Genomic DNA, 17684 nt, shown 5'->3' on the forward strand with positions numbered 1-17684 from the left:
ATATTCCGCCCCGAACATGTGACCAGAAGATCGGCGCCGGGTCAGCCGCCGACGAGTGCGAGGTCACGCATCCCGCGCCAGACGCGCAACGCCTGAACGGTCTCGGCGACGTCGTGGACGCGCAGGATCTGGACGCCCGCCTCGACGCCCTTAAGCGCGAGCGCGAGCGATCCGGCGAGCCGGTCGCCGACCGGGGCCTCGTTCGACAAAGCGCCGATCAGCCGCTTGCGGCTCGCCCCGAGCAGGATCGGGCAGCCAAGCCCGTGAAACATCGCCAGGCCGTTAAGCAGCGCGAGATTGTCGGCGAGCGTCTTGCCGAAGCCGATGCCGGGATCGACGATGATCCGCGTGCGATCGACCCCGCCCGCGACGACCGCGGCGATCCGCGCCTCGAGCCAGTCGAACACGTCGGTGACGACGTTTGCGTAGCCGGTCCGCCCGTGGCCGCCCTCGCGCGGGTCGGGCGAGTGCATCAGCACGACCGGACAGCCGCTCGCCGCGACCACCTCGAGCGCGCGATCGTCCCACAGCAGGGCGGCGACGTCGTTGACGATATGCGCGCCGGCGGCGAGCGTCGCCGCCATCACGCCGGCCTTGCGCGTGTCGACCGAGACGATCGCGCCGGCGCGGGCGAGCCGCTCGACGACGGGGACGAGCCGGGCGATCTCGTCGCCTTCCCAGACCGCCGCCGCGCCGGGGCGGGTCGATTCGCCGCCGACATCGATCATCGTCGCGCCCGCCGCGGCCATGTCGATCCCGGCGGCGGCGGCGGCGGCGGGGTCGTCGACATGTTTGCCGCCGTCGGAGAAGCTGTCCGGGGTGACGTTGAGAATAGCGGCGACGAGCGGCTGGTCGAAGCGCAGCATGCGCTCGCCGAGCGGGAGGGGGGCGCGGGGCGCGGTGATGAGCGCGTGAAGATGCGCCGCGCGCTCGCCCTGCGTGGCGACGTCGGCGACGGTGATCGTGCGACGGGTCCCGCGCTCGATCACCTCATAGGCGGCGAACCACTGCATCCCGCCCGCAAGCCGCGCGACGCTGCCATCGGGATGGCCGATCGGGGTGTCGACGAACTGGACGGGGCGGAGGTGGAAGGTCATCGAGCTACTCCGTCAGCGGGGCGTGCCGGATATGACCGTTCCCACTATTGGCCAAGCGCGATTTGTTTCCCCGCGAAGGCGGGGACCCAGCCTGGGCTCCCGCCTTCGCGGGAGAACAGGTTCAAGCAGGACCTATCGATACCGCCGCACGGTAAAGCTCAGACCGTCGTCGCCAGCAAATAGGTCTGGCGGAGGTCGTCGATCGGTTTCAGGCCCTTATCGCTCTCATAATGCCAGAAGCTCCAGCCATTGCAGGCGGGCGCGTTCTGGAGCGTCGAGCCGAGCTTGTGGATCGAGCCGATCGTGCCGCAATCGCTGAGCAGCGAGCCGTCCGCGCGGATCGTCGCGCGCCAGCGGCGCTTGCCGTCGGTCAGCACCGTGCCAGGCGCGAGATACGCATTCTCGACGAGCACGCCGAACGCGACCTTGGGCTGCGCGCGCGGGCTCATCATCGTCGCCAGCGCGGATTCGTCGAGCGGCAGTGCGGCCTCGATGCGCTCCTGCGCCGCCTCGATATACTCGCCCTCGCGGTCGATCCCGATCCAGCTGCGCCCCAACCGCTTGGCGACCGCGCCGGTCGTGCCGGTGCCGAAGAACGGATCGAGCACCACGTCGCCGGGCTTGGTGCACGCGAGCAGGATCCGGTAGAGCAGCGCCTCGGGCTTCTGCGTCGGATGGACCTTGGTGCCGTTCTTCTTGAGCCGCTCGGGGCCGCCGCAGATCGGGAATTCCCAGTCGCTGCGCATCTGCAGCTCGTCGTTGAGCGTCTTCATCGCGCGGTAGTTGAAGGTGTATTTCGCCTTCTCGCCCTTCGACGCCCAGATCAGCGTCTCGTGCGCGTTGGTGAAGCGGGTGCCGCGGAAATTGGGCATCGGGTTGGTCTTGCGCCAGACGATGTCGTTGAGAATCCAGTAGCCGAGATCCTGCACCGCCGCGCCGACACGGAAGATGTTGTGATAGCTGCCGATGACCCAGATGCTGCCATCGTCCTTGAGGATCCGGCGCGCTTCCTTCAGCCAGGCGCGGGTGAAGCGGTCATAGGCGGCGAAGGTGTCGAACTTGTCCCACTCGTCGGTGACCGCGTCGACATGGCTGCCATCGGGGCGATAGAGCTCGCCGCCGAGCTGGAGATTGTAGGGCGGGTCGGCGAAGATCATGTCGATCGAGTTCGACGGCAGCGCCTTCATGCGCTCGATACAGTCGCCGCGCAGGATCTGGTCGAGCGGCAGCGCGGGCTGCACGGCCGGCGCCGCTACCTTCTTTACCGCGCGCGGCCGCGCGATCGTGTCGATCAAACCCATGTTTTTGCGCCCCTTGTCGACCCCCATAGCTGCGGAATTGTCCGACTCCGTCAAGCAGAGTTTGATGAACGGCGCGCGGGCGCGAATCCGTCGGTGCGACCAAACGAGTCGCCGTCGCCCAGATGTTGAGTCGTGACAGACTCGCGCCTCAAGCCCTTGGGGTGTGGCGCGAAAGACTCAGCTCGTCGTTTCCTTCGCGAAAAGGCCCTCGCGCGTCAGATAGGCCGCCGCGACGGGGGCGAAACTGCGGCGATGAATCGGTGTGGGACCGTGATCGCGCAGCGCCTTCATGTGGTGCGCGCAGCCATAGCCCTTGTTCGAATGCCAGTTGTACTCGGGGTGAATGTCGGCGGCGGCGATCATGATCAGGTCGCGCGTGTGCTTGGCGACGATCGAGGCGGCGGCGATCGACAGCGATTTCGCATCGCCGCCGACCAGCGGGGTGGCGGGGTAGCTCCAGCGCGGCAGGCGGTTGCCGTCGACCAGCACATGGCCCGGCGCGTGGCCGAGTTCGGTGGCGAGCGCGTCGACCGCGAGCGTCATCGCCTTCATCGTCGCCCAGTAGATGTTGAGCGTGTCGATCTCGTCGGGCTCGACGATGCCGATGCCGACGATCGCACAGCCCTTGAGCCGCGCGCAGAGCCGTTCGCGCTCGGAGGCGGAGAGCTTCTTCGAATCGTCGATCCCACGGGGCACGCCCTTGACGGGCAGGATCACCGCGGCGGCGACGACCGGACCGGCGAGCGGACCGCGACCGGCTTCGTCGACGCCGGCGACGGGGCCGACGCAGAGCTTTTCGTGTTTCATGCCGGGCATGTGCGGTCTTTCAGCTGGTCGAACGGGCTGACGCCGAGCGCGTGCCCCATCGGCCCGTGCCCTGCGCCAAGCCCCGGCGGCTGCGCAAGTGCGGCGCGAACGAACGCGATCGCGCGCGCGATGGCTGCGTCGAGCGGCATGCCCTGGCCGAGCCCGGTGGCGATCCCGCTGGCGAGCGTGCAGCCGGTGCCGTGCGCGTGACGGGTTTCGATGCGGGGGTTGGTCCAGAGGGTTTCGCCGGCGTCGGTGACGAGGCGATCTGTGACGAGCGGGCCTTCGGCGTGGCCGCCCTTGATGAGCACGGCGGGCCCGAGTGCGCGTACCGCAGCCTCACCGCCCAGCGCTGCGAGTTCGGGGAGGTTGGGGGTGACGAGCGTGGCGATCCGCATGAGGCGGGCGAAGGCGGCGATCGTGTCGGGGTCGGCGAGCACCGAGCCGCTGCTGGCGATCATGACCGGGTCGAAGATGATCGGTATCGGGTCGCGGGAGAACAGGGTGGTCAGGCGGTCGGCGACGGCGTTGGCAGTTTCTGCCGAGCCGATCATGCCGATCTTCACCGCGTCGACGCCGATGTCGGACACGACCGAGTCGATCTGCGCGAGGACGATGTCGGTGGGCACCGGGTGGACCGCCTGCACACCGAGCGTGTTCTGCGCGGTGATCGCGGTGATGGCGGTCATCGCGTGGCCGCCGAGCATCGTGACGGTCTTGATGTCCGCCTGGATGCCGGCGCCGCCGCCTGAATCGGAGCCGGCGATGATGAGGAGTCTCGCGGTCATTGGCGGTGCCGGGCGGGGTTGGAGGTCATGGGTCGGGCTATGGCATAGTCGGTGCGGTGCGGGACAGGGAAGCGCGACATATGCGTGCATCCTCCCCGGCGGAGGCCGGGGCCCAGTTGGGTACTGCTCCTGACGGAGGGCAGCGATCCGTTACCTCGACCTTTCCAACTGGGCCCCGGCCTTCGCCGGGGTGGTAGAGGTTTCGAGAGGGTCTAGTGCCGCCGGCCCGAGGCCGGTCTCTGTGGCGGGGCGTCGCCGAACCGGGTCGGGCGGTCGAGGAGTTCGCCGCCGCAATTGGGACAGCGCTCGTCGAGCGCGTCGGCGCAGGAGGCGCAGAAGGTGCATTCGTACGAGCAGATGAACGCGCCGGGCGCGTCGGCGGGAAGCTCGGCGGCGCAGCGTTCGCAGGTGGGGCGCATCTCGAGCATCAGGCGGCGACCTTGCGGACGGCGTCGCAGATCCGGTCGACGACGCGCCCGACCTGACCCGGATCATCCCCTTCCGCCATCACGCGGATCACGGGTTCGGTGCCCGACGGGCGGATGACGAGCCGCCCCTTGCCGGCGAGTTCGGCCTCGGCCTGCGCGATCACCGCTTTCACCGCCTCGTCGTCGAGCGGCTTGCCGCCGCCGAACCGGACGTTCTTCAACAGTTGCGGCAACGGCTCGAACCGGTGGAGCACCTCGCCCGCGCGCGCGCCCGAGCGCTTGACCTCGGCGAGGATCTGGAGGGCTGCGACCAGGCCGTCGCCGGTCGTGGCATAGTCGCTGAGGATGATGTGCCCCGATTGCTCGCCGCCGACATTATAGCCGCTCGACCGCATCTTTTCGAGCACGTGACGGTCGCCGACCTGGGTGCGGACCAGCCCGAGCCCCTGCGCGGCAAGATGGCGTTCGAGGCCGAGATTGGACATCACGGTGGCGACGAGGCCGCCGCCCTTGAGCCGCCCCTGCCGCGCCCAGCTTGCCGCGATCGTCGCCATCAGCTGATCGCCGTCGACGATCGTGCCGGTCTCGTCGACGACGATCAGCCGGTCGGCGTCACCGTCGAGCGCGATGCCGATATCCGCGCCGCTCGCGACCACCGTCTCGGCAAGCGCCTGCGGTGCGGTCGAGCCGACGCCGTCGTTGATGTTGGTGCCGTCGGGCGTGACGCCGATCGCGACGACGTCCGCGCCGAGTTCCCACAGCGCCGAGGGGGCGACCTTGTAGGCGGCGCCGTTCGCGCAATCGAGCACGATCCGCATCCCGTCGAGCCGCAGATTTTCCGGGAAGGTCGACTTGGCGAAATGGATGTAGCGCCCCTGCGCATCGTCGATCCGGCGCGCGCGGCCGATCTTGCTCGACGTGACCAGCGGCACGTCGCCGTCGATCAGCGCCTCGATCGCGGTCTCGGCCTCGTCGGACAGCTTGAAGCCGTCGGGGCCGAACAGCTTGATCCCGTTATCGGCATAGGGATTGTGGCTGGCGGAGATCATTACGCCGATATCGGCGCGCATCGACTGGGTCAGCATCGCGACCGCAGGCGTCGGCATCGGCCCGACCATCACCACGTCCATGCCGACGCTGGTGAAGCCTGCAACCAGCGCGGATTCGAGCATATAGCCCGACAGCCGCGTGTCCTTGCCGATCACGACCCGGTGGCGGTGATCGCCGCGCAGGAAATAGGCGCCCGCCGCCATGCCGACCTTCATCGCCATCTCCGCGGTCATCGGCGATGCGTTGGTGGCACCGCGAATGCCGTCGGTGCCGAAATATTTCCTTGCCATCGTCAATGCTTTCCGTCCGGTATCGCTCTCTGGCATCGCTGATAGCGCGGTGGAACACGAAGGGCGAGCATGTCGCAGACTACACGGATACTCGCAGCGCTGTTCGGCGGCATCGGGATCGGCATCGCCGCGGCCGCCTGGTCGCCGGCCCACGCGCTCGCGGCGACGGCGGTGACCCAGCCGATCGGCGCGGCCTGGCTGCACGGGTTGCAGATGGTGATCGTGCCGCTCGTCGTCGGGCTGCTCGTCACCGGGATCGGCGCGACGACCGAGGCGGCACGCGCCGGGCGGATCACGATGCGGGCGATGGTGATGATCGTCGTCATCCTGTGGAGTTCGACGATCATGTCCGCGCTGGTCATGCCACTGATCCTCGATGCCTTCCCGCTGCCACGCGGGCTCGGTGCCGCTCTGCGCGCCGCGCTGACCGGCGCCGCCCCGGTCGGGCCGGTGCCGGGGATCGGCGCGTTCTTCGACACGATCGTGCCGACCAACATCGTCGCCGCGGCATCGAGCGATTCGTTCCTGCCGCTCACCGTCTTCGCGCTGACGTTCGCGTTCGCCGTCACGAAACTGCCCGATGATCGCCGCCGGGTGCTGACCGGCTTCTTCCAGGCGGTCGTCGACGCGTTGCTGATTATCATCAAATGGGTGCTAAAGCTGGCGCCAATCGGCATCTTCGCGCTCGCCTACGGGGTCGGTGCGCGCACCGGGACGGCGGCGTTCGGCGCGTTGCTGCACTATATCGTCTGCGTCTCGGCGATCGGCTTCATCGTCCTGCTGAGCGCCTATCCGATCGGCATGATCGGCGGCCGGGTCAGCCTGGGCCGGTTCGCGCGCGCGGTCGCGCCGGCGCAGGCGGTGGCGATCAGCACCCAGTCGTCGCTCGCCTCGCTGCCGGCGATGCTGAAGGCCTCGACCGAGCTCGGCGCGTCGCCCGCCACCGCCGGGATCGTCCTGCCGCTGTCGGTCGCGGTGTTCCGCGCGACCAGCCCGGCGATGAACCTCGCGGTCGCGCTCTATGTCGCGCACTGGCTGGGGCTGCCGATCGGGCCGGGGCAGATGGCCGCGGGCGTCGCGACCGCGGCGATCACGACGATGGGATCGATCTCGCTACCCGGCACGATCAGCTTCGTCGCCTCGGTCGCGCCGGTCGCGCTGGCGATGGGCATCCCGCTCGAGGTGCTCGGCCTGCTCATCGCGGTGGAGACCATTCCCGACCTGTTTCGCACGGTCGGGAACGTGACGATGGACACCGCCGTCACTATCTCCGTCGCGGCGCGGTCCGATCACGGCGGCGGCGCCGAGGAGATTCCGCATGAAGTATCGCACGCTCGGCCCTGATTTCGAGGTTTCCGCGCTCGGCCTCGGTTGCATGCCGATGGCCGGGGTCGGCAAGGACATGTACGGCAGCGCCCCCGCCGACGAGAGCATCGCGACGATCCACCGCGCGATCGAACTGGGCGTGACTTTGTTCGACACCGCCGAAATCTATGGTCCGCTGATCAACGAGGAGCTGCTCGGCAAGGCGATCCGCGGCAAGCGCGACGGCGTCGTGATCGCGACCAAGTTCGGCTTCCGCTATGACGAGAACGGCATGACCGGCGTCGACTCGACGCCGGCCAATGTGCGGCGCGCGTGCGAGGGGTCGCTGAAGCGGCTCGGCGTCGAGACGATCGACCTGCTCTACCAGCACCGCGTCGATCCGGGCGTGCCGATCGAGGATACGGTGGGCGCGATGGCGGAGCTCGTCCGCGAGGGCAAGGTGCGGCATCTGGGGCTGTCGGAAGCCGGGCTCGACACGATCCGGCGTGCCGCGGCGACGCATCCGATCGCGGCATTGCAGAGCGAATATTCGCTGTGGGAGCGCGGGGTCGAGGACGCAATCCTGCCGCTGTGCCGTGAGCTGGGGATCGGGTTCGTGCCCTATTCGCCGCTGGGGCGCGGGTTCCTGACCGGGCAGATCACCGCGCGGTCGGACCTGCCCGAGGGCGATTACCGCCGCAACGACCCGCGCTATTCGGAGGAGAATTTCGCCACGAACATGGCAATGGTCGCGGTGGTGAAGGGGATCGCCGACACGCATGGCGCGAGCCCGGCGCAGGTCGCGCTGGCGTGGCTGCTGGCGCAGGGCGACGACATCGTGCCGATCCCGGGGTCGAAGCGCCGCGTCACGCTGGAGGACAGCATGAAGGCGGACGACGTCACGCTGTCGGCGGACGATCTGGCGAAGCTTGATGCGGCGGCGCCGAGGGGCGGCACCGCGGGGCCGCGCTACGGTGAGAAGGCACTGTCGATGACGCGGATCTGACAGGGTCTACTGCCTCATAATCGTCATCCCCGCGCAGGCGGGGATCCAGACTGGCAGGCCGTGGTCTATCACGAACTGCAGAGTGTCTGGATCCCCGCCTCCGCGGGGATGACGGATTATTGGGGATGATGCGTCGGCAGGTCCAGCGGCCTTACTGGACCCCGTGCATCCACTTCTTGATCAGCGGCGAGATCAGCAGCAGCAGCACGCCGATCCCCGCCGAGACCAGCCCGATCGTCCAGAACACGCCGGCATAGGTGTCGAGGCTGACCTTCAGATTGGTCACCTGACCGCCGACCGTCTCGACGCTGGCGACCTGCGCGACGATGCCCGCGACATATTGCGCGACCGAGATCGACAGGAACCACACGCCCATCATCAGCCCGACGACGCGCGCGATCGACAGCTTGGTGATCATGCTGAGCCCGACCGGCGAGATGCAGAGCTCGGCGAAGGAGTGGATGAAGTAGAGCCCGGCGAGCCACCAGATCGCGACCTTGAACGTCGGCCCGACCATGCTCGCGCCCCAGACGAGGAACAGGAAGCCGACGCCGACGCCGATCAGCGCGATGCCGAACTTGACCGGGATCGACGGCTCGATGCCCCGGGCGGCGAGCTTGGTCCACAGGATCGACATCACCGGCGCGAGCGCGACGATGAAGAACGCGTTGAAGAACTGCGTCTGCCCGGCCGAGATGCTGAACAGGCCGAACACGCTGAGATCGGTGTTGCGATCCGCGAACAGCGTGAGGCTCGAGCCGGCCTGCTCGAACAGCGTCCAGAACACGACGTTGAACACGATCAGCACCATCGCCGCGAGCATCATCTGGAACTCGCGCCGCTCGCCATTGACGAACGACCAGATCAGGATGCCCGGCACCGCGACCAGGAACGTGCCGAACAGCAATTTGCCCATCAGCGACAGCGAGACGATGTAGCCGATGATCCCCGATCCGGGCACCGGCGGCTCGGCGTTCATCAGGTTGACGAATAGCAGGTAGAAGATCGGGATGCCGAGCAGCGCGAGCGCATAGATGCCGAGCGCGCGATCGGGGCCGCTGCGCACCGGCGGCTCGCCATATCCGTTGAGTTTGCCGCCATCGAACTGGATCAGCGTCCACGAGAACAGCATGCCGATCGCCGCCAGCCCGAAGCCGGCCCACCAGCCGAACGCGACCGCGAGGAACGGGCAGAGCAGCTGCGAGAAGAGCGAGCCGAGGTTGATCCCCATGTAGAAGATCGTGAACCCGGCATCGCGGCGCTTGTCGCCCTGCGCATAGAGCTCACCGACCATCGTCGAGATGTTGGGCTTGAAGAAGCCGTTGCCGACCGAGATCATGCAGAGTGCGAGCAGCATGATCGTGACGTAGAAGCTGCTGCGTTCCGCGCCCGATTCAAAGCCGCCCTTCTCGACCGTCCGCGCGACCGCGCCGTCGGCGGCGAGCAACGAGACGGTGCCGTCGTCATTGCCCTTGATCTTCAGCTTGTTCGCGCCGTCGACGAGGTAGCGGACCTCGCTGTCGGCCTGCTCGACGACCTGGATCTCGTAACGCTGGTTGGCGATCGTCGCATAGGGCTTGGCGGTCTCGCCGCCGAAGCAGAGCAGCAGATAGCCCATCGCCATGATGATCGCGCCGAACTTCACCGCGCGCTTCGAGCCGAGATACTGGTCCGCGAGATAGCCGCCGACCAGCGGCGTCAGATACACCAGCGCAGTGTAGCCGCCGTACAGCCCGGTCGCCTCGCGGTCGCCGAACACGAAATGCTTGGTGAGGTACAGCGTGAGCAGCGCACGCATGCCGTAATAGCCGAAACGCTCCCACATTTCGGTGGTGAACAGTCGCGCGAGCTGGCGGGGATGGCCGAACCACGTCTCCCCGCTGGCGGGGTTCACATGGGTGATATCCGGCTCTCGCGGCGTATCCGCGGTCGGGGTGTCCACCATCTTTTACGCTCCCTGAAACGCTGGGCCGCCGTCGAACGCGGCGGCTTCATTGCGGCCTTACCTAGCGGCAAAGCCGGGACTGTAAATATCGGTGGCCACGGGACCGCCTGCTAAATCGCGGACGCGGCTGTAAATTGCCGCGCCCCGTGCCTATCTGCGGGGCGATGTTCAACGACACTTCCAGCCCGCTTTCGCTGCTCGCGACCCGCCGTTCGGGCAAGCCGCGCGACCTCGTCGCGCCCGGTCCCGATGCCGACCAGTTCGCGCAGATCCTGGCGATCGCGGCGCGCACCCCCGATCATGGCAAGCTGGCGCCGTGGCGGTTCGTGGTGGTCGGCCAGGACCAGCGCACCGCGCTCGCCGCGCTGATCATCGATGCGTACCGCGTCGAGCGGCCGACCGCGTCGCGGACCGAGATCGAGGCGCTTGACCAGTTCGCGCACCAGGCCCCCGCGCTGGTCGTCGTGCTGTCGTCGCCCAAGCCGAGCCACATCCCCGTGTTCGAACAGGAATTGTCGACCGGGGCGGCGTGCATGAACCTGCTCCACGCGGTCCACGCGCTGGGCTTTGCGGGCGGCTGGCTGACCGGTTGGCCGAGCTATTCGGACACGGTGCGCGATGCGTTCGGCGAAGGCCATGAGCGGATCGCCGGGTTCCTGTTCGTCGGCACGCCGTCGCGGCCGCTCGACGAACGGCCCCGCCCCGATATGGAACGTGTCGTCTCGCGCTGGCGGCCCTAGGACTCGACGAAATGGCCAATTGCTGTATTAAGGCAGCATGACAGCGCTCAGCAGCGAAGACAGCCCCGTATATCTCCGCCTCCGCGCCACGATCGCCGCCGGGATATTACGCGGCGACTATCGCGCGGGTGATCAGCTGCCCTCGGTCCGTGCCTTTGCCGCCGAGCACGGCGCCAATCCACTGACCGTCGCCAAGGCCTATCAGACGTTCCAGGACGATGGCTATGTCGAGGTCCGGCGCGGCGTCGGCATGTTCGTCCTGCCGGGGGCCGCGGAGGCGTTGCGTGTGGCGGAACGCGAGACGTTCGTCACCACGCACTGGCCGCGCATCCTCGGGCATATCGACCTGCTCGGTCTCGACGCGCGCGACCTGCTGGCGCACGAGCGGGCCTGAGCCGCCCCGCGGGGTGATCCCGCGCGGCGGGTGGCTCAGAACAGATTCAGGGCGGCGATGTCGTCGACGCTCAGGTCGATCCCGAACAACAGGCTCATGCGGATCCGGTAGACGCGCGGGTCGGTGATCTCGCCCGCCGCCGTATCGGTGCCCGACCGCCGGCGATAGGTGCGCCCCATCAGCGAGGCGAAACCGTTCGGCAGGACGATGCTGGCGATCGCGGTCTGGGTGAAGCGGCTCGCCGGCGCGGTCGACGTCCAGTGATTGCCGAGCAGCAGATCGGCGTCGAACACCTCGGCGAGCGTGAAGCTGTATTGCGGCTGGAACCCGCCGCTCGCGCCGCGTCCGTCGGTGGTCATCGGATCCCCGTCGCGCAGCAGCATCCAGCCCTGTTCGCCGTGATCGCGGCTGGTCGCCTCGAGCCGGAAGCGCGCGCCATCGGGTGCGGTCGCCTCGGCCCCGTCGGCGAGCGGGAGCACGGGCGTGTAGCTGCCGCCGAAGCCGGTGTCGGCGATCCAGGCCTGCCCGTCGATCGTCACCAGCGCGAAGGTGTGCGTGAGCGGCGGCACTTCGGTCGCGGCGATCCAGACGCGGGCGAGCACCGGGCGGGCGGCAAAGCCCAGTTCGGCGAGCGCGTCGAGGAACAGCCGGTTATGCTCGAAGCAATAGCCACCGCGGCGCGCGGTCACGAGCTTGGCGAACACCGAGGCGCTGTCGATCGCGATGCCGCGGCCGAGCACGACGTCGAGATCCTCAAATGGAATGGCGAGCCGGTGCGCCAGCTGCAACCGGCCGAGGCCGATCGAGTCGAGCGTGGGCCGCGCGGGCATGGCGACACGGGTCAGATAGGCGTCGAGATCGAACATCGGTCGGGGGGTCCTCGTTTGGGTTTGCCCATACCGTGCGTGTGGCGCGGCCGTCGAGTGCTGAAGGGCGGGTGGGGGTAGTTGAGGAGCAGCCGCGGTTCTGGGGCACGGGTGAACATACGTCCCCCGGCCCCGCGCGCATGCGTCCCCCGCCGCCGCGGGGATACACCCCCGCCGCCGCCCCTCACCCCCGCCGTTCGTGCTGAGCGAAGTCGAAGCACCTGGGCTTGGGGCAGCCCTTCGACTGCGCTCAGGGCGAACGGAGTGGGTGTGGGAGCGGGGCGAATGGAAGCGGGGCGAACGGGGGTGGGGCGGACGGGGGTGTGCGCACCAGCCCCCTCCGTCATCCTAGGCTCGACCCAGGATCCAGAGCCACGGACGCCCGCATGCGTGGCTCTGGATCCTGACTTTCGTCAGGATGACGGGAGGGGGGCTTACGCCGCGAACAGCGCCGGTTCGATCGCGTAGAGCACCGCGGCGCTGGCGCTGGCGGCGGCGACGAGGCCCATGGCTTCGGGGACGACCTGCTCGAGGTAGAAGCGCACCGACGCCGCCTTCATCCGTCCGAAGTCGTCGGTGCCGGCGACCGTACCCTGGCGTTCCATCAGCCAGCCGCAGGTCGCGACCGACAGCATCGTCAGGAAGGGGTAGCTCGCGGCGAGCTTGTCGTCGGCGTCCGCGGTGGCGAGGCGGCGGCCGATCGCGTCGCAGGCGTCGACGAGCGCGAGCAGCCGCTCGTCCCTGGCTTCCGCGCGGATGTCGGCGATCAGCGTGGCGAACGCGCCGCCATTGTCGAGCGCGAGCTTGCGGCCGACCAGATCGGCGGCCTGGATGCCGTTGGTGCCTTCGTAGATCGGCGTGATGCGCGCATCGCGGAAATACTGCGCGGCACCGGTTTCCTCGACATAGCCCATGCCGCCATGCACCTGGATGCCGAGCGAGGCGACCTCGTTGCCGATGTCGGTGCCGTGCGCCTTGGCCAGCGGGGTGACGAGTTCGAGGCGGTTGCGCGCCGCGGCGTCGCCCATGTTGGCGCGGTCGACCTGCCCGGCGGCATAATAGACGAGCGCGCGCGCCGCCTGGGTCTGCGCCTTCATCCGCAGCAGCATGCGGCGGACGTCGGGATGCTCGACGATCTTGACCGACTCCTTGTTCGGCGAGCCCGCGCGCGCCGACTGGACGCGGTCGAGCGCATAGGCGACCGCGCCCTGGGTGGCGCCCTCCGCGACCTGGACGCCCTGAAGCCCGACATTGAGCCGCGCATTGTTCATCATCGTGAACATCGCACGGATGCCGCCGAGTTCCGCACCGATCAGCTCGCCGACGCAGTCGTCCGTGTCGCCGAAGCTGAGCACGCAGGTCGGCGAGGCGTGGAGCCCCATCTTGTGCTCGATCGAGACGACGCGGACGTCGTTGAAGTCGCCGGGCGTGCCGTCGTCGTTCAGCCGGTATTTCGGCACCAGGAAGAGCGAGATGCCCTTGGTGCCCGCGGGCGCGCCCGGTGTCCGCGCGAGGACGAGGTGGACGATGTTCGGCGCCATGTCGTGATCGCCGAACGAGATATAGATCTTGGTGCCCTTGATGCTCCACTTGCCGTCACCCAGCGGGGTGGCGGTGGCGCGCAGCGCGCCGACGTCGGAGCCGGCCTGTGGCTCGGTCAGGTTCATCGTGCCGGTCCATTCGCCGGTCGCGAGATGCGGGAGGTAGAGCGCCTGCTGTTCGGGGCTGCCGTGATGCGCGAGCGCCTCGATCGCGCCAACAGTCAGCGTCGGGCAGAGCGCGAAGCCCATGTTCGCCGAGCCGAGCGTGTCGAGCACCGCGGTCTGGATCGCAAAGGGCAGGCCCTGCCCGCCCCATTCCTCCTCGACGCCGATCGTGCCCCAGCCGCCCTCGACATAGTCCTTGTACGCCTGCGCGAAACCGTCGGGCATGACGACGCCGTCGGGGGTCCATTTCGCGCCGACGGTGTCCCCTGCGCGGTTGAGCGGCGCCCATTCGCCCGCGGCGAACTGTCCCACGCCTTCGAGCACCGCGTCGACGACGTCGTCGCTGGCGGCGGAAAACCGGTCGGTGGCGGCGAGTTCGCCGATCCGCACGACGTGATCGAGCACGAAACGCTGTTCGGTGGTTGCTGGGGTGAAGGCCATGGCATCCTCTTATCGCTATGCTTTGCGCCCGCTATAGGCCTTCAGAATGACGCGTCCACACCCCCTGATTTTACCCTACGGCACCGCGGCGGTCGCGCAGGCGGCGGCGATGATTCGCGCCGGCGGACTCGTCGCGGTGCCGACCGAGACGGTCTACGGACTCGCCGCGGACGCGACCGACGCGCAGGCGGTGGCGGGGATCTATGCGGCCAAGGGGCGGCCGAGCTTCAACCCGCTGATCGTGCATGTCGCCGATCTCGCCGCGGCCGAACGGATCGCGGTGTTCGATGCGGATGCGCGCGCGCTGGCCGCGGCGTTTTGGCCGGGGCCGCTGACGCTGGTGCTGCCGGTGCGCCGCGATTCAGGAGTCGCGGCACTGGTGACCGCGGGGCTCGACACGATCGCGATCCGGGTGCCGCGGCACCGCGCGATGCAGGCGCTGATCGCGGCATCGGGGCGGCCGCTCGCGGCACCGTCAGCCAATGCGAGCGGGGGGATCTCGCCGACGACCGCGGCGCATGTCGCGGCGAGTCTCGGGGGGAACGTGCCGCTGATCCTCGACGATGGCGCGACCGAGGCGGGGCTCGAATCGACGATCGTGGCGGGGCGGACGGTGTTGCGGCCGGGGCCGGTGACGGCGGAGTTGCTCTTAAGCCACCTCCCCGGCGAAGGCCGGGGCCCAGGTGGAAAGGTCGCTGTAACTAAGGGCGACGTGCATCACGATCGTCCCCCAACTGGGCCCCGGCCTTCGCCGGGGGGGCGTGCGGTTTCGGCGCCCGGGCAGCTTGAAAGCCATTATGCGCCGAGCAAGGCGCTGCGGTTGAACGCGCTCGATGCCGAAGACGGCGAATGGCTGATCGGGTTCGGGGCGGTTGCAGGGGATGTCTCGCTGTCGACGTCAGGCGACCTCGTCGAAGCGGCCGCGAAGCTGTTCGACCTGCTCCATGCCGCGGACGCGAATGCGGCGGCGCGGATCGCCGTTGCGCCAATTCCGTCCGAAGGCATCGGCGAGGCGATCAACGACCGCCTCCGCCGCGCCGCGCACCGCTAAGCTGTTCCCCCGCGCAGGCGGGGGTCCAGGAGTCGCGTTGGCATCCGGTAATTAGCTGGACCCCCGCGTCCGCGGGGGAACGGCACCGTTACGCGCTCACCGCGGCCTTCGACCGTGCGGCGAAGCTCTTGCGGAGCTTCTGCAGCTTGGGGGGGATCACCGCCATGCAATAGGGGTTGGAACGGCCCGAGGTTTCCCAATAATCCTGGTGATAGCCTTCGGCCTCGTACCACGTCGTCATCGGCTCGATCGTCGTGACGATCGGCTTGGCGCTGTCCGCCTGTGCACGCTCGAGCGCGGCCTGCATCTCGGCCTTCTGCGCGTCGTCGGCGGGGAACATTGCCGAACGATATTGCGTGCCGACGTCGTTGCCCTGCCGGTTGAGCGTCGTCGCGTCATGCGTCGCGAAGAAGATGTCGAGCAGGTCGCCGAGCTTCAGCTGTTCGGGATCGAAGCCGATCCGGATCGCCTCGGCATGGCCGGTATCGCCACCGCACACCTGTTTGTACGTCGGATCAGGCACATGCCCGCCGATATAGCCGCTCTCGGCGCTCTCGACGCCGATCACGTCCTTGAACACGGCCTCGGTGCACCAGAAGCACCCGCCCGCCAGCGTTACATAATCCGTCATCACGATCTCCTTTCCGCCAAGATAGGAAGCCGCTACCCCGCAACAAAGAGGAGACGCATGTGATCGACGGTCCAAGGCTTGATGGCAAGGTGATGGTAACGGGCGGCGCCGGCTATATCGGCAGCCATGCGGTCCTGGCGCTGCTCGACGCGGGGCATGAGGTGGTCGTGGTCGACAATCTGGTCACCGGCTTCGACTGGGCGGTCGATCCCCGCGCGAACCTGGTCGAGGCGAACGTCGCCGACGATGCGAAGGTCCGCGCGGCGATCCGCGATCACAAGGTCCGCGCGATCATGCATTTCGCCGGCTCGGTCGTGGTGCCCGAATCGGTCAGCGACCCGCTCAAATATTACCGCAACAACACCGCCGCCAGCCGGTCGCTGATCGAGAGCGCGGTGGCGGAAGGCGTGCCGCACTTCATCTTCTCGTCGACCGCGGCGACCTATGGCACGCCCGAAAAGGTGCCGGTCGCCGAGGGCGATCCGACCGTGCCGATCAATCCCTACGGCATGTCGAAGCTGATGACCGAGGCGATGCTGCGCGACGTCGCGGCGGCGCACCCGATCAACTATGCGGCTTTGCGCTATTTCAACGTCGCGGGCGCGGATCCGCAGGGGCGCAGCGGCCAGTCGACGGTCGGCGCGACTCACCTGATCAAGATCGCGGTCGAGGCGGCGACGGGCAAGCGCAGCCATGTCGGCGTCTATGGCACCGATTTCGCCACCCCCGACGGCACCGGCGTGCGCGACTATATCCATGTCAGCGACCTCGCCGCCGCGCATGTCGCCGCACTCGACCTGCTGGTCGCCGAGCCGGCGAAGAGCCACACGCTCAACGCGGGCTATGGTACCGGCTTCTCGGTGCTCGAGGTGCTCGATGCGGTCGACAAGGTCACCAACATGACGATCGACCGCCGTCTCGAGGGGCGTCGCGCGGGCGATCCGGCAATGCTGATCTCGGACAACAGCGCGATCCTTTCGACGCTCGACTGGCAGCCGCGCCACGCCAATCTCGACGGGATCGTCCGCGATGCGCTGGCCTGGGAGCGCACGCTCGCCGAGCGCCAGCGCTAAAGACGGGCCCGATCAGGCGTCGGCGGGCGGGCGGCCAAAGGCGTGGCGCTCGCCGCCGATCGCCGCCCGGGCGCGGGCGGTGGCGAGCCACCAGCCGAGCGCCCACAGCGTCCCGAAGCTCCAGCCGGCGAGCACGTCGCTTGGCCAGTGGACGCCGAGATAGACGCGGCTGCATCCGATCGCCCCGACCATCAGGATCGCCATGACGAGGATGTAGCGCCGTGCCGCATTCGACACGGTGACCTGCGACGCGAGCCCGGCGAGCGTGAGATAGACGATCGCGCTGTTCGCGGAATGCCCGCTCGGGAAACTCATGTTCGACACCTGGACCAGATGGTCGACGATGTCGGGTCGCGGCCGGGCGACCTCGGTCTTGACCAGCGCGACGACCATCCCGCCGCTGATACTGGCGGCAAGTGTCGCCGCCGCGCTGAGCCAGAGCCGCTGGACCGCGAGCAGCCCCGCCGCCAGCACCACGATGATCGTCAGCACAACGCCGCCGCCGAGCGCGGTGACGTCGGCGGCGACCTTGGGCAGCCAGGACGGCCCGCCCCAGGCGCGCAGGTTGAGGATGATCGCGCGGTCGAAATCGAACGGCCAGTGGCCGACCGCGAGACCGATCAGCAGGACGAGCGCGATCGCGACCGCGCCGACCGATGCGCCCGCAAGCACCACCGGCAGGCGACGGCGATGCGCCTCGCCCGGGGTGGCGACGCCGGGCGTCACGCTGCGATCACCGTCGCCACGGCCGGCCGACGCCGTCAT

General features: G+C 68.5%; 17 protein-coding genes. 6 read left to right on the forward strand and 11 right to left on the reverse strand.

The window, feature by feature from the left end:
* Positions 1-41 precede the first annotated feature (41 nt).
* The 6 genes from folP to glmM all read right to left on the reverse strand — a co-directional run bounded on the left by folP (position 42) and on the right by glmM (position 5761).
* Entirely contained in the window at positions 42-1097 is a 1056-nt protein-coding gene (folP, locus tag IFT71_RS10065; RefSeq protein WP_192140634.1) for a dihydropteroate synthase, read from the reverse strand.
* 158 nt (positions 1098-1255) lie between these two features.
* Positions 1256-2398 carry a site-specific DNA-methyltransferase gene (locus IFT71_RS10070; protein ID WP_056675158.1) on the reverse strand — a complete coding sequence of 381 codons (1143 nt, stop codon included), beginning with the start codon at positions 2396-2398 and terminating at the stop codon, positions 1256-1258.
* Positions 2399-2575: 177 nt separating this feature from the next.
* Entirely contained in the window at positions 2576-3214 is a 639-nt protein-coding gene (locus IFT71_RS10075; protein WP_192140636.1) for a ribonuclease HII, read from the reverse strand.
* A complete protein-coding gene (thiD, locus tag IFT71_RS10080; RefSeq protein WP_192140638.1) occupies positions 3202-3993 on the reverse strand; it encodes a bifunctional hydroxymethylpyrimidine kinase/phosphomethylpyrimidine kinase in 792 nt (263 codons plus the stop codon). Before thiD ends, IFT71_RS10075 begins: the two co-directional genes overlap by 13 nt.
* A gap of 212 nt (positions 3994-4205) precedes the next feature.
* A complete protein-coding gene (locus IFT71_RS10085; RefSeq protein ID WP_031439763.1) occupies positions 4206-4421 on the reverse strand; it encodes a DUF1272 domain-containing protein in 216 nt (71 codons plus the stop codon).
* Positions 4421-5761, reverse strand: coding sequence for a phosphoglucosamine mutase (glmM, locus tag IFT71_RS10090; protein ID WP_192140640.1), 1341 nt, complete (start codon positions 5759-5761; stop codon positions 4421-4423). The genes IFT71_RS10085 and glmM overlap by 1 nt, the downstream gene beginning before the upstream one ends.
* A gap of 69 nt (positions 5762-5830) precedes the next feature.
* Here glmM and IFT71_RS10095 point away from each other — a divergent pair, with 69 nt between their 5' ends.
* Together IFT71_RS10095 and IFT71_RS10100 are read left to right on the forward strand one after the other, a co-directional pair.
* Positions 5831-7105, forward strand: a complete 1275-nt coding sequence (locus tag IFT71_RS10095) for a dicarboxylate/amino acid:cation symporter (RefSeq protein WP_056406869.1) — start codon at positions 5831-5833, stop codon at positions 7103-7105.
* A complete protein-coding gene (locus IFT71_RS10100; protein ID WP_192140642.1) occupies positions 7080-8072 on the forward strand; it encodes an aldo/keto reductase in 993 nt (330 codons plus the stop codon). The genes IFT71_RS10095 and IFT71_RS10100 overlap by 26 nt, the downstream gene beginning before the upstream one ends.
* A 151-nt stretch (positions 8073-8223) precedes the next feature.
* Here IFT71_RS10100 and IFT71_RS10105 read toward each other — a convergent pair whose 3' ends face one another.
* On the reverse strand, positions 8224-10017 hold the full coding sequence (locus IFT71_RS10105) for a peptide MFS transporter (protein ID WP_183936093.1): 1794 nt from the start codon (positions 10015-10017) through the stop codon (positions 8224-8226).
* A 164-nt stretch (positions 10018-10181) separates the two neighbouring features.
* On the opposite strand from IFT71_RS10105, the gene IFT71_RS10110 reads away from it, so the two are divergent.
* A complete protein-coding gene (locus tag IFT71_RS10110) occupies positions 10182-10757 on the forward strand; it encodes a nitroreductase family protein (protein ID WP_192140644.1) in 576 nt (191 codons plus the stop codon).
* 37 nt (positions 10758-10794) lie between these two features.
* Complete coding sequence (locus IFT71_RS10115) at positions 10795-11151, forward strand: GntR family transcriptional regulator (protein ID WP_031394568.1); 357 nt, start codon at positions 10795-10797, stop codon at positions 11149-11151.
* A gap of 35 nt (positions 11152-11186) precedes the next feature.
* On the opposite strand, the gene IFT71_RS10120 is transcribed toward IFT71_RS10115, so the two are convergent.
* Both IFT71_RS10120 and IFT71_RS10125 read right to left on the reverse strand, forming a co-directional pair.
* Positions 11187-12017 carry an arylamine N-acetyltransferase family protein gene (locus IFT71_RS10120; RefSeq protein ID WP_192140646.1) on the reverse strand — a complete coding sequence of 277 codons (831 nt, stop codon included), beginning with the start codon at positions 12015-12017 and terminating at the stop codon, positions 11187-11189.
* A 434-nt stretch (positions 12018-12451) separates the two neighbouring features.
* Complete coding sequence (locus IFT71_RS10125) at positions 12452-14164, reverse strand: acyl-CoA dehydrogenase (RefSeq protein WP_192140648.1); 1713 nt, start codon at positions 14162-14164, stop codon at positions 12452-12454.
* Positions 14165-14210: 46 nt separating this feature from the next.
* Here IFT71_RS10125 and IFT71_RS10130 point away from each other — a divergent pair, with 46 nt between their 5' ends.
* The gene (locus IFT71_RS10130) at positions 14211-15215 is read left to right on the forward strand and encodes an L-threonylcarbamoyladenylate synthase (protein WP_192140650.1); all 1005 of its coding nucleotides are present in this window, start codon (positions 14211-14213) and stop codon (positions 15213-15215) included.
* An 88-nt stretch (positions 15216-15303) separates the two neighbouring features.
* On the opposite strand, the gene msrA is transcribed toward IFT71_RS10130, so the two are convergent.
* A complete protein-coding gene (gene msrA, locus IFT71_RS10135; RefSeq protein WP_031395728.1) occupies positions 15304-15846 on the reverse strand; it encodes a peptide-methionine (S)-S-oxide reductase MsrA in 543 nt (180 codons plus the stop codon).
* Positions 15847-15938: 92 nt separating this feature from the next.
* Here msrA and galE point away from each other — a divergent pair, with 92 nt between their 5' ends.
* Entirely contained in the window at positions 15939-16919 is a 981-nt protein-coding gene (galE, locus tag IFT71_RS10140) for a UDP-glucose 4-epimerase GalE (protein ID WP_192141234.1), read from the forward strand.
* 12 nt (positions 16920-16931) lie between these two features.
* On the opposite strand, the gene IFT71_RS10145 is transcribed toward galE, so the two are convergent.
* The gene (locus IFT71_RS10145) at positions 16932-17684 is read right to left on the reverse strand and encodes a phosphatase PAP2 family protein (RefSeq protein WP_183936089.1); all 753 of its coding nucleotides are present in this window, start codon (positions 17682-17684) and stop codon (positions 16932-16934) included.

It is taken from the genome of Sphingomonas sp. CFBP 13733 (genome assembly GCF_014841795.1).
Lineage (GTDB): Bacteria > Pseudomonadota > Alphaproteobacteria > Sphingomonadales > Sphingomonadaceae > Sphingomonas > Sphingomonas aerolata.

Excerpts from the sequence above, each read along its gene's own strand:
- IFT71_RS10110 (WP_192140644.1), top strand. The coding sequence starts at position 10,182 with ATGTTCAACGACACTTCCAGCCCGCTTTCGCTGCTCGCGACCCGCCGT.
- IFT71_RS10145 (WP_183936089.1), bottom strand. The coding sequence starts at position 17,684 with ATGACGGCGTCGGCCGGCCGTGGCGACGGTGATCGCAGCGTGACGCCC.
- glmM (WP_192140640.1), bottom strand. The coding sequence starts at position 5,761 with ATGGCAAGGAAATATTTCGGCACCGACGGCATTCGCGGTGCCACCAAC.
- IFT71_RS10105 (WP_183936093.1), bottom strand. The coding sequence starts at position 10,017 with ATGGTGGACACCCCGACCGCGGATACGCCGCGAGAGCCGGATATCACC.
- msrA (WP_031395728.1), bottom strand. The coding sequence starts at position 15,846 with ATGACGGATTATGTAACGCTGGCGGGCGGGTGCTTCTGGTGCACCGAG.
- IFT71_RS10125 (WP_192140648.1), bottom strand. The coding sequence starts at position 14,164 with ATGGCCTTCACCCCAGCAACCACCGAACAGCGTTTCGTGCTCGATCAC.
- galE (WP_192141234.1), top strand. The coding sequence starts at position 15,939 with ATGGTAACGGGCGGCGCCGGCTATATCGGCAGCCATGCGGTCCTGGCG.
- IFT71_RS10120 (WP_192140646.1), bottom strand. The coding sequence starts at position 12,017 with ATGTTCGATCTCGACGCCTATCTGACCCGTGTCGCCATGCCCGCGCGG.
- IFT71_RS10115 (WP_031394568.1), top strand. The coding sequence starts at position 10,795 with ATGACAGCGCTCAGCAGCGAAGACAGCCCCGTATATCTCCGCCTCCGC.
- IFT71_RS10075 (WP_192140636.1), bottom strand. The coding sequence starts at position 3,214 with ATGCCCGGCATGAAACACGAAAAGCTCTGCGTCGGCCCCGTCGCCGGC.
- folP (WP_192140634.1), bottom strand. The coding sequence starts at position 1,097 with ATGACCTTCCACCTCCGCCCCGTCCAGTTCGTCGACACCCCGATCGGC.
- IFT71_RS10070 (WP_056675158.1), bottom strand. The coding sequence starts at position 2,398 with ATGGGTTTGATCGACACGATCGCGCGGCCGCGCGCGGTAAAGAAGGTA.
- IFT71_RS10085 (WP_031439763.1), bottom strand. The coding sequence starts at position 4,421 with ATGCTCGAGATGCGCCCCACCTGCGAACGCTGCGCCGCCGAGCTTCCC.
- IFT71_RS10100 (WP_192140642.1), top strand. The coding sequence starts at position 7,080 with ATGAAGTATCGCACGCTCGGCCCTGATTTCGAGGTTTCCGCGCTCGGC.
- thiD (WP_192140638.1), bottom strand. The coding sequence starts at position 3,993 with ATGACCGCGAGACTCCTCATCATCGCCGGCTCCGATTCAGGCGGCGGC.
- IFT71_RS10130 (WP_192140650.1), top strand. The coding sequence starts at position 14,211 with ATGACGCGTCCACACCCCCTGATTTTACCCTACGGCACCGCGGCGGTC.
- IFT71_RS10095 (WP_056406869.1), top strand. The coding sequence starts at position 5,831 with ATGTCGCAGACTACACGGATACTCGCAGCGCTGTTCGGCGGCATCGGG.